Here is a 19653-nt window from a genome sequence, read left to right as displayed (position 1 = left end):
TTTACGCAATAGGTACTCTTTCGTCAATAGATTCCTATCATTTACTACCTTTTTTCTTTTAGACAACGTATAATAAAGTAAAACTTTAATCAGCGGGGGTTTTGTCCATCCCCCACTGATTATTAGCCCGTACCAATCGGGTTTTTACGGACAGTTAATACGGGATAAAACATATGAAAGATTTAGGAGGTTTCACTTCATGACAGCAACAATTCAAAATGAAAAAGTGATCGTTTCCATCTCTGACAAAGGTGCAGAATTACAAAGCGTTCGCTTAAAAGAAGACAACACAGAATATTTATGGCAAGGTGATTCTACTTATTGGGGACGTCGTGCACCAATCTTGTTTCCAATCGTCGGTCGATTAGTAGAGAATACATACTACGTAGAAGGTAAACCTTATTCATTAACACAGCATGGTTTTGCCCGTGATCTTTCGTTCTCTGTTAAAGAACAAAGTGAAACAAAAATCACTTATGTCGTTACTAGTAATGAAGAGACGTTACAAAAATATCCATATGAATTTGAATTACTCGTTTCTTATGAAGTAGACGAACAAAATATACATGTTACATATGAAGTAAACAATCCCTCTTCAAAAGAGATGTTCTTTTCAATCGGAGCACATCCTGGATTCAACTGTCCTTTATTAGAAGGTGAATCATTTACAGATTATCATCTATCATTTAACGGATCTGAACGTTTAGAAACTAGCATATTAGAAGGTCCTTTTCTTTCAAATGAAAAGCAACTAATCGCTGAAAATACGAAAGAATTGCCACTTACATATGATTTGTTCAAAAATGACGCGCTTATTTTTGAACATATGAATACGAATGAAATTTCTATTCGCTCACATAAACATAATAAATTTGTAAAAGTAGCATTTGATGGGTTCCCATTTGTCGGCGTATGGACACCAGGAGATAACGCACCTTTCTTATGTATTGAACCTTGGTACGGAATTGCTGATGAAGTAAAACAAGCAAAAGATTTTAAAGAAAAAAAAGGAATTCAATCGTTACAAGCGAATGAAACATTTACATGTCGTTATAGCATTACAATTGGATAAAGTGAAACTTTAATCAGTGGGGGGTGTTCATCCCCCACTGATTATTAGCCCACACCAATTGGGCGTTTACGGGCAGTAAGTACTCTATCCCCTACTTCTAAAAAAATTTTCAAGTAGGGGATAACCTTATAACTGGAGGTTTCTCATTTTGATTGAAGTATATATCGATGGTGCATCAAAAGGAAATCCTGGACCTTCTGGCGCCGGGGTTTTTATTAAAGGGGTACAGCCACCTGTACAATTGTCATTACCACTTGGAACAATGTCCAACCATGAAGCAGAATACCACGCTTTACTTGCAGCATTAAAGTATTGCGCAGCGCATAATTATAGCATTGTATCTTTTCGTACAGATTCCCAACTTGTTGAACGGGCTGTTGAAAAAGAATACGCAAAAAATAAAATGTTTGCACCGCTTCTAGAAGAAGCACTGCAGTACATAAAAAATTTCGATCTCTTTTTTATTAAGTGGATTCCAAGTAGTCAAAATAAAGTCGCTGATGAATTAGCTAGAAAAGCTATTTCACAAAATTAACGGGGGTATGAGTGTGAAAAAAGGGTGGATTGCTCCTCTCGCATTATTATTCGTCTCTTTTATTTGGGGAGCTACGTTTGTTGTCGTTCAAAATGCTATGTCTTTTGTTGGACCATTTACTTTTAATGCTATTCGCTTTTTATTCGCTGGAATTATTTTATTATTCGTTCAAATTATTTTCTCACAAAAAACTTCAACACAAGATATAAAACAGAGTAGTCTCGCTGGATTGATTGTTGGATTCTTTTTATGTGTTGGCTATTTACTACAAACATTCGGCTTACTTTATACAACCTCTTCAAAAGCTGGTTTCTTAACAGGGCTTAGTATCATTATGGTTCCAATCTTGTCTTTTATTTTTTTAAAACAGCGAGCTACAATTTTCATTGCACTTGGTATTACTGTAGCAACAGCAGGTTTATATTTATTAACGGCTGGTGATTCTTTTCAATTAAACATTGGAGATATACTCGTTCTCGGTTGTGCTGTCGCTTTCGCTGCCCATATTCTTGTTAACGGTTTCTTTTCTAAGAAAATATCACCTTTATTACTAAGCACTTCTCAAGTATTAGCTGTCGGTATATTTTCTTCTATTTGCGCTTTTTTGTTTGAAGATTGGGAAAAATTACTTTCAGTATCACTATGGACAAATCATTCCTTTTTATTCGCTCTATTTCTAACTTCTCTGTTTGCGACATCAATTGCCTTTTTCATTCAAACATCTGCACAAAAACACACTTCTCCAACGAGAGTAGCCATTATTTTCGCAATGGAGCCTGTTTTTGCAGCATTAACAGGCGTTCTAGTAGCAAATGAACAGCTTTCTATTTCTGCTGTTATTGGGTGTCTATGTATTTTCCTAGGTATGATTTTTGTTGAATTACCTTCAAAAACAAAAAAAGAAGCGCGGGCTGCGTGAAGTTACGCTTGCAACTTCCGCATAAAAGCCTTAGCGCTTTTTTTATCTGTAATTTCTTCTTCTTTCAATCGTTCTAATAACGCAACAAAATAACTGCCATCAAACTGTAACTGATGTTTAATCGTCGCTTCTATTGCTACGTTCACAATCCCATCAGATGCACCAGTATATCCTTGTCCAAACATAATAAACCCGTGTGCTTCCTCTGATAATTTAAATCCTTTCGTATGTAAGAATGAAAGATAATCTTCTACTGTTTGCATGATATTCCCACCTACTCAAAAATTCTCCACTTCCTATCATACATGTTTTTATACTCTATGAGAATGAAATTTCTTTGACAACTTTGTAAAGCAATCGTCTACTTCGTTAACAATGGAGGATTTCCTTACAACATGAAGGAATATGTACAGTGGCACTTATTTTATATTAAAGGGGAGACACGATGAAACAAGCACTATTAATTATCGATGCTCAGCAAGAACTTATTGATGGAAATGAACAAGAAAATGAAGTTTTTCGTAAAACTGAGCTATTAGCTACACTAAATACAGCTGTACAGAAAGCAATTGATTCAAATGCCCTTATTGTTTTCGTAAGAGATACCGATGTTGCTTCTGGTAGCGGCGTGGGCTTTGAGGTACATAATCAAATTCAAGTACCTCAGTCTGCAATCCTTATTAATAAAGCGGCAACGAATTCATTCTATGGCACTTCTTTACTTGAACTTTTAAAAGAAGAAAAAATGAATCATCTCGTTATAGGTGGATGTAAAACAGAACATTGTATTGACACTGCCGTTAGAACAGCAACTGTACAAGGCTTTGACGTTACATTAATTAAAAATGGTCATTCCACAACTGATTCTAACGTATTAACTGCACAGCAAATTATCGAACATCATAATAAAACTTTACACGGTCATTATAATGTTGATCATTTTTCCGTTGTTAGAGATGTCGAGGAAGATATCTTTCAACCAATTCATGACCAATATCGCGACTAAATTAACGATAAAAAAGAATCCTTACGTGAAAAGGATTCTTTTTTATCCAAAAATTTGTGCTGCAATGCTATATAACTCATTATTCCTTTTTAATAATTGATTGCTATTTTTTATCATAATTGGCGGCATATTCACCTTTCGAAAACCAGAATTCTCTAATCCTTTCATAAAATTCATTTTCCCTTCTGGTACATCTATTCTTAATTTACCTTTATGCCCTTTTGCTAAATAATGTACCATTCTCATTGCCATCGCATCATTTTTACCAACAACTGGTCCTATTATTTTATTTTCTGGCGTTTGTATACTTATACCATATCCTAATACATTTTGTTTTGTATCCTTTATAACGATACATTGTTCACTTTGTATAATTCGATACTTTAAAAACTCTTCTCTATTTGTTCCAAATGCATCTTCGTCTATTTGTATTATTTCTTCTAAATCACATTCTTCATAATTCACAATATGCTCTTCATTTCCTACACAATATTCGCATTGTACGAGTTACATATGTATTTAGAAACATAACTAACAGCTCTAAATCCTAGTTTTTTATATAAAGGCTTCCCCTCATCCGTAGCAATAAGCATAATTGGGATTTGAGTTGATACGCTTTTAACGCATGAATCCGTTATTATCTTTCCAATCCCTCTTCCTTTATAATCTGGATGTACAATTACCATTCCGATAGAAGCTAATGCCTCCCCGTATAATATAATTGCCGCGCTAGCAATAAGCTCTTCCTTCGCATTTACCACACCATATACTATACCCGTATTCAAAATCGTCTCAATTTCTTCTCTGTTACAATCCCACCCAATATAAGAAGATAATGCTACAATATCCCCTATTTTTTCTTCCCTAAGACGCTCCACTCTAAACGCCAATTCAATCATTCTCCACCTCATTATTTAGACGTTTGAATCATTCTTTCCGAATCAACTTGTACATGTTTCCCTTTATCTGTCATACACATATCCTATTTTGACCAAGACTATAATGTAAATGAGGTGACAACATGCCCATTACGAATCGATTTTCTACCACCACTAACGGCGCACTCGCTATTACAGGAAACACACTCGGTTTAAGTAAAATTAGTAATCAAAACCGTGCTGGTACAATCGGTGCAATTGGTGCATTCGTAACTACGAATACCGCTTTACAAGTAACTACTTTTCCTGCTGGTACAACGTTAAACTATACACAAAATAGTTCTACCGCTATTTTAAATATCCCTGCTGGCAGTACTATTCTTTACGCAGAACTCGTTTGGGGCGGAAACTATTTATCTCGTGATCAAAACATTACGAGTGTATTAGGAAACCCGGTTTCTTTCACAACACCTGTGTCAACATACTCAATTACCCCTTCGGCTGTTACAGCTTCAAATCAAACTTTCGTTTCTGGATCTGTCACATTTGGATTTTATACACGATCAGCAGATGTAACCTCACTCGTTCAAGCTGCTGGATCTGGATCTTATACAACCGGTTCTGTCCCTGGACTTGTTGATCCTTTAGATGCTTCTAACGGGGCTATCAATTCTTCTGGATGGACGCTCATTGTCGCTTATCAAAACGGTTCCTTACCCGCAAGAAATTTAACAATTTACGTAGCGGGTAACCGTGTTTCTGTAGAAACTGGTAGTGCAGATGTATCTGTCTCAGGGTTTTTAACACCTGCCGGGGGACCTGTAAGCGGGAGATTATTTATAAGTTCTACTGAAGGGGATGCTGATTTAACTGGGGATCAAGCATTATTTGGACCAAATTTCAGTTCATTAAATGCTTTATCCGGGCCAAATAACGCTGTTAATAATTTCTTTGGTTCTCAAATTAATAATGCTGCAGGAAACTTAGATACAACAGGTACATTTGGAACGCGAAATCAAAGTGCTTCTACAAGTACAAACATCTCCGCTGGTAGACAAGGCTGGGACATTACTTCTATTGATATCTCTCCTTATTTAACAAATTCCCAAGTCTCCGCCGCAATCCGTTTAACAACTAACGGCGATGCATATATGTTGAATACAGTTGGCTTACAAATTAATATAAATTCACCTAATATACAAGCAACGAAAAGCGTGAATAAAAGTGTTGCTGCAATTGGGGATGTTCTTACTTATACAGTTACTGTCCCTAACACTGGGCTTCTTCCCGCAAATAACGTTACTTTTATAGACATTCTCCCTAACGGCACTTCCTTTATACCTGGAAGCGTAACGATAGATAACATACCACAAACAAACGCAAATCCTATCGCCGGTATATCCTTAGGGACAATTAATAATAATGCTTCTCGTACAATAACTTTCCAAGCGACTGTCGTTTCTCTTCCAAGCCAAAACCCTATCTCTAACACCGCTACTATTACATTTCAATATACACCAATTGCTGGGGGAACGACTTTTAACGGTATTGCAACAAGCAACTCTGCCGGAACACAAATTAACCTCGCAGATATTAATGGAACAAAATCAGTTAACAAACTCTTTACCGATATTGGCGAAACGTTAACTTACAGTATTTCCCTAGCTAATGTAGGAAATATTGCGGCAACGAACGTTATATATACGGATCCGATTCCAAGCGGGACTACTTTTATTCCAGGGAGTGTCACTGTTAACGGCGTTACTCAAGCTGGAGTGAATCCCGCAAACGGTATATCAGTTGGAACCATCGCTGCAAATTCTACCGCTACTATTGCATTTCAAGTAACTGTCCCGACTATTCCTCAAACAAACCCAATATTAAATAGTGGTACGACAACTTACCAATACGTTCCTATCCCAAACCAACCAGTAGTAAATGGATCTGATACGACCAATACCGTATCTACTCAAGTCAATAATGCTACTGTAACTATGGCGAAAGCAGTGGATAAAAACTTTGCTGATATTGGCGATACACTGACCTATACAGTTTCCTTTGTAGGTACAGGTAATACGACTGCTAACAATGTTATTTTTACGGATATCATTCCCACTGGCACTACTTTTGTCTTAAACAGTTTAACAATAGATGGCACGACACAAGTTGGAGCAAATCCTGCTAATGGTGTGAACATAGGATCCATCCCAACTGGCACAACCAAAAATATTTCATTTCAAGTAGTAGTTAACACAATACCCGCGTCAAATGTCGTATCTAACGGATCAAGCGCTTCTTATCAATACACCGTCAACCCTAGCCAATCACCCGTTACAAAAAACATTTCTTCCAATCTCGTTTCCACTCAAATTAACAATGCGAATTTAACATTAACAAAATCTACAAACAAACAATTTGCCACAATTGGCGAAACTATAAGTTATACAATCCTTATTACAAACAGCGGAAATACGGCGGCTAATAACGTTCAACTAACAGATCCACTTCCAAACGGAACGATATTGACTCTAGGTTCTGTAACTCTTAATGGCGTTTTGCAAAATGTAGATTCTCTCGTTGCCTTACCTATCGGCACAATTCCTGGCGGAGCTACTTTCACCTTATCCTTCCAAGTAACAGTCATTAACATTACTGCACAAAACCCTATCATTAATAACGCTTTCGCCTCTTATATTTACACTGTAAATCCAAGCCTGCCACCAACTTCAAAAACAACAAATTCTAATTCTGTTACATCAACAATTAGACTAGCAAATCTTCATGCTATTAAATCTGTAGATAAAACGTTTGCGGAAGTTGGAGATGTATTAACTTACACATTTGCTCTTACAAACGACGGAAACGTTGCAGCGAACAATGTATTACTATCCGATTCCATTGCGAATGGTACTTCCTTTGTGCCAAACAGTGTTATGATTAACGGTGTTACTCAGCCGGGCGTTACACCAGCTAGCATCAATATTGGCAGTATCAACGCTGGCACTACCATTACAGCTTCATTCCAAGTATTAATAACTAGTATTCCAAATCCTAACCCTATTTCAAATAGCGCTTCCATTTCCTATAACTTTATCGTTGATCCAAACGCTTCCCCTGTAAGTGCAAACACAACTTCAACCACTACATTTACTCAAGTAAATGATGCAAATGTCATTTCGGCAAAAACAGTGGATCGAGCGTTCGCTACCGTTGGGGATATATTAACTTATACCGTTATTTTAACGAATGCAGGAAGTGTTTCTGCTGATAGTCCAACTTTCGTAGATACAAATCCCGATGGCACTATCTTTATCCCAAACACTTTCCTTATTAATGGTGTACTCCAAAATAACGCAGATCCAAATATCGGTGTTCCGTTACCTTCCATTCCTGCTAACGGCTCACTTACCGTCTCTTATCAAGTAACTGTCACCTCTTTACCAACACAAAACCCAACAATAAATTCCTCTAGTACACAGTATAGCTTTATTCTAAATCCGGGCGACCCACCAACTATAGAAATATCTTTAAGTAACACTGTAAGTACACAAATTAATTTAGCAAATGTAGTTATTGTCAAAGAGGTCGATTTAACTATCGCCGATGTCGGGCAACCAATCACATATACAATTTCCTTAGCTAATCTTGGCAATACTACAGCAAATACTGTTGTTGTTACCGACATACTGCCTCCTGGAACTACTCTCGTACCAAATAGTATTTTTATAGGTGGTGCTTTACAGCTAGGCGCAGATCCAAGTACCGGTCTTCAAGTTGGTACAATTCCAGCAGGCGGAATTACAACAATTGTCTTCCAAATTAGTGCAAATGGGATACCTTCACCAAATCCAATTCAAAATAGCGCTTCACTTCAATATAGCTTTATCGCTGATCCAAGTTTACCTGCTGTCGTTCAAAACGCCTCTAGCAATATAGTAACTACACAAATTAATACTGCTACTATCGTAGCGAATAAATTAACAAGTACAAACTTTGCTGATGTCGGTGATAGCATTACGTATGCAACTGTACTAACAAATAACGGGAATATTCCAGCTACTAATGTTATTTTTACGGATGTTATTCCAAGTGGTACACTTTTCATTCCAGATAGTGTAGCAATTGATAATGTGCCTGTAGCTAATGTTAATCCAGCAAACGGCATCTCCATCGGTACAATTGGAGCAAACTCCTCACGTACTGTTTCCTTTCAAGTGAATGTACCAGCTATTCCATCCATTAATCCCATTACTAATCAATCAGGTACTACATTCCAATACACGTACGATCCATCAAAACCAGCCGTAATGCAAATGACTTCTTCTAACACTGTACAGACAACAATTAATAATGCTACGGTTGCCGCTACAAAATCTGCAGATAAACAGTTTGCTAACGTAAATGATATTATTACGTACACGACTACCTTAACGAATAATGGGAACATACTTGCATCAAACGTGATATTTACAGATGTAATTCCAAACGGGACATCGTTTATTCCTAATAGTGTCACAGTAAACGGGAATATACTCCCGAATACAAATCCTGCTAACGGAATTGCAATTGATCCAATAAATCCGAATGCAAATACTATAATTTCGTTTCAAATAAAAGTGAATTCCATCCCTAATCCAAATCCAATTCCGAATCAAAGTAATACAACGTACCAATATATCGTAAACCCTAACTTACCTCCAGCATCCGCCAATGCGTTAAGCAACTTAATAACAACGCAAATTAATAATGCTACGATCATCGCTACTAAGTCAGTGAATACACCGACAGCTGCAATTGGAGATATCGTGACCTATACGATTGCAGTTACAAACACAGGAAATATCCCTGCTAGCGCTACCGTTTTAACAGATGGACTTGGACCAGGGGCATCCTTCATCCCGGATTCCGTTACAATAAATAACGTTTCACAACCTGGATTAGATCCTTCACTAGGAATTCCGTTAAACGATATTTCACCAGCAGATACTATATTCATTACTTTCCAAGTAAAAATACTCACAATTCCCCCTAGTGGTACTTTAACGAATAACGCCCTTGTAAATTATGAGTATACAGTTAATCCAAGTCAGTCACCTGCTCTTGATAGCACCGTAACCAATACGACAGTTACACCGATTATTGACGCTACTTTAGTTATTAATAAAAATGCGAGTACAACTTTCGCTACGATTGGTGATACGATTACATTCACCTCATCTGTTACAAACACTGGAAATACAACTGCTAACAACGTTGTTTTTACAGATTCGATTCCAAATGGTACTGTCTTTGTCCCAAATAGCTTTAAAATAAATGGTGTAACTGTCCCTAATGCAAATCCACAAAACGGTATTAATATCGGTAACATGAATTCAAATGCATCGGTTACACTTAGTTTTCAAGTAAACATTACAACGATTCCAAACCCTAATCCAATTCCTAACAAATCATCACTTCAATATAGTTTTATTGTAGATATAAATGAACCACCTGTTTCACGAACAGTTAAATCCAATAAAACTTTTACACAAATAAATACTGCTTCCGTTATCGCAACAAAAACTGCGAGCAGTGCATTTGCTGCTGTTGGAGATACAATTACGTATACAACAACCCTTACCAATAGCGGAAATACAACTGCAAATACACCTGTTTTTATAGATATATTACCACCTGAACTTTCATTCGTTCCTGATAGCGTACAAATTAACACCATCCCACAACTTGGATTTAGACCAGATAGCGGGGTTCCTTTAGACCCAATTCCAGTTGGAGGATTGACAACCATTAGCTTCCAAGTTATTGTCGGTTCAATACCATCTTCAAACCCTACATTGAACCAATCAAGCACAACATACTCTATCATTGTTGACCCTACCGAGCCGCCTATTACAGAAACGGCTACTAGTAATCCGGTCTTAGTTCAAATTAACGAAGCAATTATTCAAGCAACAAAAAGTGTGGATCGTCTATTTTCTGACGTAGCACCTGGAAATTCATTTTTAACGTATACAGTTTTATTAGACAATATAGGGAACACGACTGCTTCTAATATCATTTTTACAGATCCGATTCCAAATAATACAGTATTTATAGAAGATAGTGTTCGAGTAGGTGGAGTTTTATTACCTGGGGTAAATCCAGCGAACGGGATACCAATTGGGGATATTATTGCAGGAGATTTTATAAACGTCACATTCCGCGTGCAAGTAGTTAGCATTCCAAATCCAATTTTCACAATCGGGCCTGGGGGACCAAACTCACCGGTTGTAAACGGTGCTTCTATTAATTATCAATTTATGACAGGACCTAATTTACCACTTGTTTCACGAAGTACAACATCCAATTCTGTTTCGACACAAATAAATTCTGGGGAAATTGTAACAGTTAAATCTGTAAATAAAAATTTTGCAACGATCGGCGATACACTTTCCTATACAATTACATTAAGTAATCCAGGAAATGTCACTTCACAAAATATAATTTTCACGGATACTTTACCTGACGGAACGACATTTATATCCGGAACTCTTACAAGTGATTCTGGTACACAGCAAATAGGCAATCCAGCGAACGGGATTCAGATTGGAAATATAAATCCCGGTAGTACGGCTACTATTACGATAAACGTACTTGCTACAAACATTCCAAGTATAAATCCAATTTCTAATTTTAGTTCTGTACAATTTCAGCATATTGTCGATCCAAGTCAACTGGCTATAACACAAACCGCTTCATCTAATACCGTTACTACGACAATAAATAGCGCAATATTAACTACAACAAAAAGTGTTGATAAATCTATTATTTCTGTTGGTGATACAGTTACGTATACAACTACTATTACGAATACAGGAAATACACCAGCTACAAATGTAACATTTACAAGCGCTATTCCGGCTAGCACTACATTTATACCCAATTCGGTCACAATAAATGGTATCCAGCAACCTGGCGCACAACCAGCACTTGGAGTAAATATACCAAATATCGCACCTGGCGAAACAGTAACTGTTACTTTTCAAGTAAATGTTATTTCTGTTCCTCCTTCAAATTCGATTATGGGTAATGACACAATTTTATATTCTTATACTGTTGATCCAAACGGAACTCCTGTTACAACTTCTACTTCAACTAATATCGTTACAAACCCTGTACTTGACGCTATGATAACGATGGTAAAATCAGTCGATCAAACACTTGTAACACTTGGTGATACCATTACCTATACGACCGTTTTAACGAATAGTGGTAATACAAATGCAACTAACATTACTTTCACTGATCTTATACCAGATGGTACAACGTTTATTACTGATAGCGTTACAATAGATGGCATCACGCAAATTGGTCTTAATCCTAATACAGGTATAACGATTGGAGCAATTGCTCCTAACAACTCAATATCTATAGCATTTCAAGTGACCGCTACTTCTACACCTGTTCAAAATCCTATTGCCAATTCCGCTAGTGCTTCTTACACATTTATCGCTGACCCAAATGCCCCTATTGTTTCAAGGACTGTTCTTTCAAACACAGTGTTCACTACAATTAATACAGCTACCATTCTTTCATTAAAACAAGTCGATAAATCATTTAGCCGCATCGGAGACACACTCACCTATACTGTTGCTTTAACAAACAATGGAAACTCATCCGCACAAAATGTTATTTTCACAGATACAATGCCGAGCGGAACTACATTTATTGCAAACACATTTTCTATTAACGGTGTTCCTCAAATGGGAGCAAATCCTGCGAATGGTGTAGATATCGGACTTATCACAGCTGGGACTACAGTAACTGTTTCATTTCAAGTGACCATAACCTCATTACCAACTGAAAACCCAATTGTAAACTTCTCATCGACATCGTACCAATTAGTCTCACCACCTGATGCGGAAACTTCAATTAGTAATCCTGTTTCAACTCAAATTAAAGAAGCAATATTATCTATGACGAAAAATGAAAGTGTATCCTATGCAGATATCGGGCAAACTGCTTTTTACACTACTTCTATTGCGAATTTGGGTAATACCGATGCTACTAACATTGTATTCACAGATGTATTACCATCTGGGCTTACATTTATCCCGAGCACATTAACTGTCGATGGCATTTTACAACCTGATGCGAATCCAAATACAGGGGTAGTACTTGCAACACTTCCACCAACTGAAATATATAGTATCGTCTTTCAAGTTATAGTTAACAGTATTTCACCTATAAATCCAGCACCGAATACAGCATCAACGACGTATGAGTTTACTGTTGATCCAGGTAACCCGCCGGTATCGAATACAGCTAGCTCCAACACTACACTTCTTCAAATAAACAACGCAAATATTATTAGCACAAAAACAGCAAACCTTACTTTTGCGGATGTTGGTGATACAATAACATTTACACTTAACCTTCCTAATACAGGGAATACAACTGCAACTGATGTAACCATTATTGATATTCTTGATAGCAATTTAACTTTCGTTCCGAATAGTTTCACAGTTAACGGGCAAACCATCCAAAATGCCGATTTATCTACCGGTGTAAATATTGGTTCAATTAATGGTGGTAATGCGGCAATTGTCACATTCCAAGCAACTGTTACTACACTTCCAACACTTAATCCAATTACCAATTCTGCTTCTAGCACATATCATTATGTCGTTGATCCTAACCAGCCACCTACTATAACTTCCAATCAATCTAATACAACGACAACACAAATTAATACCGCTATTCTTACAGCACAAAAAAGCACAAATGTATCTACGGTAGATATCGGGCAGGATATTGTCTACACCGTTACAATTACAAATAGCGGAAATGTTAGTGCAACTAATGTTATTTTTACCGACCTTATTCCAGACGGAACGTCCTTTGAACCGAATAGTTTTACACTTAACGGAACTAGCATCCCAAATGCAAACATAATTACAGGCGTTCCAATTGGTGATATCGCGCCAAACCAATCTATCATCGTAGCATTTCATATTAATGCAAATGAAATTCCGCCTATAAATCCAATTACCAATCAGGCTAGCGTTAGCTTTCAACATATCGTTAATCCAGCAAATCCTCCAGTTTCAAAAAACATTACTTCTAACAACGTTACAACAAAAATTGAAAGTGCTATTTTAACTACTATTAAAATAGGAGATAAAACTTTTGCCACTATTGGTGATACGATTACGTATACAACTACTATAACCAACACAGGAAATATTCCTGCTAACAACGTTATTTTCTCAGACCCTTTACCGACATGGACACAATTTGTTGCAGGATCAGTTGTTGTTGATGGAACTCCATTACCATCCGCTTCTATCATTGACGGTGTTGGCATAAATACAATAACTCCAAATCAAATCGTAACAATTGTATTCCAAGTTCAAATTGTAAGCAACCCAACAACGTTCACACCTGAACTCCAAAACTTAGGATTTGTTAACTTCCAATATAACGTAGGCAATTCATTACAGGCTCAGCCTGGCAATGTGGAAACAAATGTGTTCGTTACTTCTATTAATTCAGCAATACTTTCGGCCGTAAAAACTGCTAATACAGCCTTTGCAAACATCGGAGATACAATCACTTATACTGTGCTTATTCAAAATAACGGAAATACAAACGCTACGAATCTAAATTTCTCAGACATTATTCCAGCTGGAACGACTTTTGTTGAAAATAGTTTTTCTGTAAATGGAAGTACCATTCCAGGGGCAAATCCAAATAACGGAGTTAATATTGGAACCGTTAACGCAGGCAGTTCATTAACTGTTACTTTCCAAGTCATAGTTACATCTACTCCACCTTCAAACCCAATTACAAACGTTGCATCTATTCAATACGCATTCATTGTTGATCCGACTGCTCCTCCTGTTACAGGCACAATAAGTTCTAATAGCGCTTCAACACAAATTAATAACGCTACTGTTACAACTGTTTTAGAAGCAAATCGAACAATTGTATCTATCGGAGATGTAATTACGTATACAGCAACATTAACGAATACCGGAAACTTCCCTGCAAATTCTGTATTACTCATTAACGGAGTTCCTGTAGGTGCAGTATTCGTTCCAAATAGTGTTACGTTAAATGGAATTCCGCTTCCAGATGCAAGTCCAACTCTCGGTATTCCAGTTGGTATTATCGCACCAGGTGATTCTGCTACTATTACGTTCCAATTTCTTGCTAGTTCTATTCCACCGCAAGGGGCGATTATAAATCAAGCCATTACAAGTTACACGTATATTGTAGATCCGAGTCAACCTCCAGTTACAGCAACATCCTCATCTAATACGGTGAATACAGCTGTCGTTGATGCATCGTTATCCGCAACTAAAAATACAGATTCTCTCGTACAATCTACAAACGGTACAATCACTTACACAGTAGTCGTTCGAAATAACGGAAATACAACTACAAATACAGTTATTTTAACAGATTTGGTCCCAGAAGGAACTGCACTTATTCCTAATAGCGTGACCATTAATACCGTTTCCGTTCCAGGCGCCGATCCAAACGTAGGAATACCATTAAACGCCATTGCGCCATCAGAAATCGTCACCGTCACATTCCAAGTTATCGTTCAATTCATTCCAAGTGTGAATCCAATTTCTAATACAGCCCGTATTGACTATACTTTTATCGCCGATCCAACTACTCCAATCATCTCTCGAACACTTATGTCTAATCCAGCTTTCACACAAATTTCAGATGCGACTATCCTTTCTTTAAAAGCAGTCAATGTACAACAAGCAACAACGGGCGATATTTTGACCTACACGATCACATTAGAAAATAACGGAAATATCTCAGCAACTAATCTCTCATTTTTAGATTCTACTCCAGATGGTACTACATTCGTAGAAAATAGTTTTACACTTAACGGCACAGCTATACCTGGTGCCAATCCAAATGTAGGTGTTACTTTGCCTAACCTAGCAGCAAACGCTACTCACCTTATTTCGTTCCAAATTCTTATTAACGATCCATTCTCGCAAGAATCGATTACAAATCAATCCAATACAACATATACAATTCAACCAGACCCAGGGCAACCGCCTATTACTGAAACATCTACAAGTAATATCGTCATTACAAATTTCGTGCAAGCACAATTGACAATTACAAAAACATCCAATCCAATAACTGTAGATATTGGTGGAACTATACTTTATATTTCTGAAGTGAAAAATATCGGCAATGTTGACGCAATAAATATTATTTTCACAGATTCTATTCCAGCTGGGACTACATTCGTTCCCGATAGTGTCACAATTAACGGTGTCCTTCAGCCAGGTGTAAATCCAGAAAACGGAATACCGATTGAAACGATTCCATCAAACAGTTCCAAAACGATACTATTTCAAGTGCAAACAAATAATCCACCTACTGAAACCGAAATTGTAAATCAATCATCTGCAAATTACCAATATGTAAGTATCCCTACAGCCCCACCAGTGAATCGCTCTGCAAATTCTAACGTTGTTACAACATCGCTTCAAAACGCAAATATTATTTCTGTTAAAAATGCTGATGTAACTTTCATATCAATCGGGCAAAATATTACCTATACAAATACACTACAAAATATAGGAACCGTTCCAGCTAACAATACTGTGTTCATTGATAACATTCCAGAAGGTACTATATTCATTGAAGATAGCTTATCAATAAATAATGTGATTCAGCCTGGCACGAATCCTGAAAACGGAGTAACTCTCGGCACGATACAACCAAATGAAACAGTCACTATTTCATTCCAAGTACAACTTACAAGTATACCTTCGGGCAATACAGTCATTAATATTTCAGACACTTCGTATGAATACCAAATTGACCCTAGTTCTCCAATTATTCAGCGTAGATCGTTATCAAATGCAGTAAACACTGAAGTGCGGACGGCAAATGTTAGTGCAATTAAATCCGCCAATAGATCCATTACACGCATCGGTCAAATCATCACATATACAGTCGCAGTTACAAACTCTGGTACAGTACCTATTACAAATACTCTCCTAATTGACGCAATTGCAGCTGGGACCACATTCGTTCCAAATAGCATCCTTGTGGATGGCATACCAAGACCTGACGAAAATCCAATTACCGGAATCGCCCTTGATATAATTCTTCCAAATAATACGATTATTGTTACGTTCCAAGTAAATGTAGTCTCTATACCTTCTCAAAATAACATTAATAATATCGCCGTCATTCACTATGAATATAAACCAGACCCAAGCTTACCACCTATTTCAGAAACGACCTCTTCCAATAGTACAAATATACAATTTATTGATGCTATTCTTATCGCTACAAAATCCGCTAATAAAGTATTAGCTAATATTGATGAAACCATTGAATATACAGTATTCATTCAAAATAACGGATCCACTACAACTAACTCCATCTTTTTTACAGATACTATAGCGGATGGAACAGTATTTATTCCAGGAAGCGTAATAGTTAACAATACGGTACTTCCTGCAGCAAATCCAAATATCGGCTTTTCCATTCCTAACATCGCGTCAGGGCAATCGACTACAATAACATTCCAAGTTTTCGTTACGAATTTGCCAGCTGTAAATCCAACACCTAATACTGCAAACATCGTCTACGACTTTATTTTCAACCCTGACTTTGCACCAATTCAAAAATCTACTACTTCCAATACTACTTTCGTTCAAATTAATGATGCTGATATCGTTTCACTTAAAACTGTTGATTTGACTTCTGTAACAATTGGTGACATTTTAACTTATACAACAACTTTAACAAATACAGGGAATACGGATGCTACTGCTGTTGTATTTACAGACAATATTCCTGATGGAACAACCTTTATAGACGGTAGCGTTTTAGTAAATAATATTCCTCAGCTTAACGCCAATCCAAGTGCCGGTATACTTGTAGGAACGATTGCTCCTGACATTTCTATCCCAGTCACATTTTCTGTTACCGTGGTAGCTCTTCCAGCTAGCGGTCACATTCAAAATCAATCAACTTCTCGTTATACAATAAATGGTGAAGAAAAAATATCAACTAGTAATATTACCTTCACTGAAGTTATTTCTGTTAATGTAATTGCGACAAAAACAACGCCAATCCAATACGCTGACCTACAAACTATCATCCCTTATACAATTTCCATCATAAATAACGGAAATATACAAGTGGAAAACATTATTGTTACAGATATCATTCCAGCAAATACGAGCTTTATAGAGAATAGTGTTATTGTGAATGGAAACGCTCGTCCAAATGACAACCCACTTAGCGGTATACAAATTGATAACATTCCGCCTAATACGACAGCAACTATTCTATTCCAAGTACGGGTTACTTCGATTCCGCAAATAAATCCAATCTCTAACACGAGTACAATTGAATATGAATACACGTTACCGAATCGACCGCCTATTACCGAAACTATTATTTCAGCAGCTGCCGTAACAGAAATTAATCACGCAAATTTGACTAGTAACAAAGCTGTTGACCTTGCATTTGCAACGGTCGGTGATACGTTAACGTATACGATTACACTAAATCAAACTGGTAATGTTTCAGCAAATGATGTAATCATTCAAGATATTATTCCTCAAGGTACTACGTTTATAGAAAATAGCGTCATTGTAAACGGAGAAACTCTTCCGGGAGTTAATCCAGTAAGCGGCATACCAATTGGTACTATAATTGTAGGCGAAAGTGCTATCGCTTCATTCCAAGTAACTGTGACTTCTATTCCAATACCAAATGAACTCAACAACCAAGCAATTACTACTTTTAACTATATAGTCAACCCAAATAACTTACCTGTTACAAATACGACTACAACAAATACTGTCACAACAACTGTCCAAAATGATAATGTTGTTGCCATAAAATCTGTTAATGCCACGAATGCATTACCTAGTCAAACTTTAACGTATACAATTACAATTTCTAATAGCGGTAATGTGACGATTGAAGATCTTCTTGCCATAGACACCGTACCAGTAGATACAACCTTCGTTACTAACAGTGTTACAATTAACGGAATCAATCAGCCTAATGCAAATCCCGAAAATGGTATTACATTAGGAAATCTTGCTCCTAATGAATCTGTTATCATTACGTTCCAAATAACAATATCTTCTTCGACTCTTCAATCTGCAATCAATAACGATGCTTCTGTTTCCTATACTGTTACCATTGATCCGAATGAACCACCTATTACAATTACAAAGCAAACAAATACCGTTACAACAACACTCATCGATCCAATGGTGCGCATTGAGAAAAACGCTGACAAATCTATTGTCGTTATAGGAGATATTATTACATTCACATTAGAGATATTTAATCATTCCCCAATTCCTACAGTAAATACTTCCGTTTTAGATATGATTCCTGCTGGTACAACATTTATAGAAAATAGTGTAACCATTAACGGTACCCAAATCCCAAATATCCGTCCAGACACTGGTATTAATATCGGAGCTTTACCTGCAGATGGAGTAGCAACTATAACATTTAAAGTTCTCGTAACTTCTATCCCTTCAAACAGTACAATTATCAATTCTGCAACAGTTACAGCTGCTTTCCAACTGACGCCACAGGATCCGATTATTACTTTCATCGTTAATTCGAACATTGTTCGCATACCAGTTCAATTTATAACTGCAACTGTGCTTAAAAACGCTTCCGTTAGCTCAGCTTATTTAAACCAATATTTTGATTATACGGTGCATATTACGAATACCTCGGAATTTTCAATTACAAACATTTCTTTACAAGACACCATTCCTGCAGGTTTACGATTTATTGGCAGATCCGTTATAGTTGACGGCATATCACTTCCTTTAGCTGATCCAAATTTCGGATTCCTAGTTGCAACTAACTTTGAACCAAATGAAGTAATTATTGTGTCATTCACAGTACAAGTAATGGATCAGCCAGTAAACAATAAATTTATAAACACCGCTAATATTTCCTTACAACTTCAAACATCTCCTGCCGAACCACCTATAACAATAACAATTGTAAGTAACAAAAACATCGTCTCTTTCCTCCCACCAAATATAGAGCGTGTTTTACCAAACTTAAGTTGCTTCTTTGACGGTGAACGCTTTATACGAATTACTCCTCGGAACATACGAAAATATTTCGGGCCTTGGATTTGGTGGAATTAATTCAAATAAATAAAAGAGATTGTAGTTTGATTTAAACCAAACTACAATCTCTTTTTCATGCCATAGG

6 protein-coding genes and 1 pseudogene are annotated in these 19653 nt (G+C 36.8%); 5 read left to right on the top strand and 2 right to left on the bottom strand.

Annotated features, from left to right (window positions below):
• Positions 1-199 precede the first annotated feature (199 nt).
• From MHB76_RS07990 to MHB76_RS07980, 3 genes are all read left to right on the top strand, one after another.
• The gene (locus tag MHB76_RS07990) at positions 200-1072 is read left to right on the top strand and encodes an aldose 1-epimerase family protein (protein WP_002149249.1); all 873 of its coding nucleotides are present in this window, start codon (positions 200-202) and stop codon (positions 1070-1072) included.
• Between the two features lie 148 nt (positions 1073-1220).
• Positions 1221-1607: a reverse transcriptase-like protein gene (locus MHB76_RS07985; RefSeq protein WP_002149250.1), complete on the top strand. Its 387-nt coding sequence runs from the start codon at positions 1221-1223 to the stop codon at positions 1605-1607.
• 13 nt (positions 1608-1620) lie between these two features.
• The gene (locus tag MHB76_RS07980; RefSeq protein ID WP_016104359.1) at positions 1621-2526 is read left to right on the top strand and encodes a DMT family transporter; all 906 of its coding nucleotides are present in this window, start codon (positions 1621-1623) and stop codon (positions 2524-2526) included.
• Positions 2527-2528: 2 nt separating this feature from the next.
• Here MHB76_RS07980 and MHB76_RS07975 read toward each other — a convergent pair whose 3' ends face one another.
• Positions 2529-2789: a DUF6123 family protein gene (locus MHB76_RS07975; RefSeq protein WP_002158528.1), complete on the bottom strand. Its 261-nt coding sequence runs from the start codon at positions 2787-2789 to the stop codon at positions 2529-2531.
• Positions 2790-2971: 182 nt separating this feature from the next.
• Here MHB76_RS07975 and MHB76_RS07970 point away from each other — a divergent pair, with 182 nt between their 5' ends.
• Complete coding sequence (locus tag MHB76_RS07970; protein ID WP_070169950.1) at positions 2972-3532, top strand: isochorismatase family protein; 561 nt, start codon at positions 2972-2974, stop codon at positions 3530-3532.
• 42 nt (positions 3533-3574) lie between these two features.
• Here MHB76_RS07970 and MHB76_RS07965 read toward each other — a convergent pair.
• A pseudogene (locus MHB76_RS07965) lies at positions 3575-4431 on the bottom strand (GNAT family N-acetyltransferase).
• A 122-nt stretch (positions 4432-4553) separates the two neighbouring features.
• Here MHB76_RS07965 and MHB76_RS07960 point away from each other — a divergent pair.
• Complete coding sequence (locus tag MHB76_RS07960; protein ID WP_078173035.1) at positions 4554-19586, top strand: DUF7507 domain-containing protein; 15033 nt, start codon at positions 4554-4556, stop codon at positions 19584-19586.
• The last annotated feature ends 67 nt before the right edge of the window (positions 19587-19653 follow it).

The sequence above is a fragment of the Bacillus sp. FSL M7-1345 genome (assembly GCF_038006985.1).
Lineage (GTDB): Bacteria > Bacillota > Bacilli > Bacillales > Bacillaceae_G > Bacillus_A > Bacillus_A cereus_U.
This window is presented reverse-complemented; position numbering and strand designations above follow the sequence as displayed.

What these genes read in the sequence shown, in the direction of transcription:
- MHB76_RS07975 (WP_002158528.1), bottom strand. Translation starts at nt 2,789, where the DNA reads ATGCAAACAGTAGAAGATTATCTTTCATTCTTACATACGAAAGGATTT.
- MHB76_RS07970 (WP_070169950.1), top strand. Translation starts at nt 2,972, where the DNA reads ATGAAACAAGCACTATTAATTATCGATGCTCAGCAAGAACTTATTGAT.
- MHB76_RS07990 (WP_002149249.1), top strand. Translation starts at nt 200, where the DNA reads ATGACAGCAACAATTCAAAATGAAAAAGTGATCGTTTCCATCTCTGAC.
- MHB76_RS07960 (WP_078173035.1), top strand. Translation starts at nt 4,554, where the DNA reads ATGCCCATTACGAATCGATTTTCTACCACCACTAACGGCGCACTCGCT.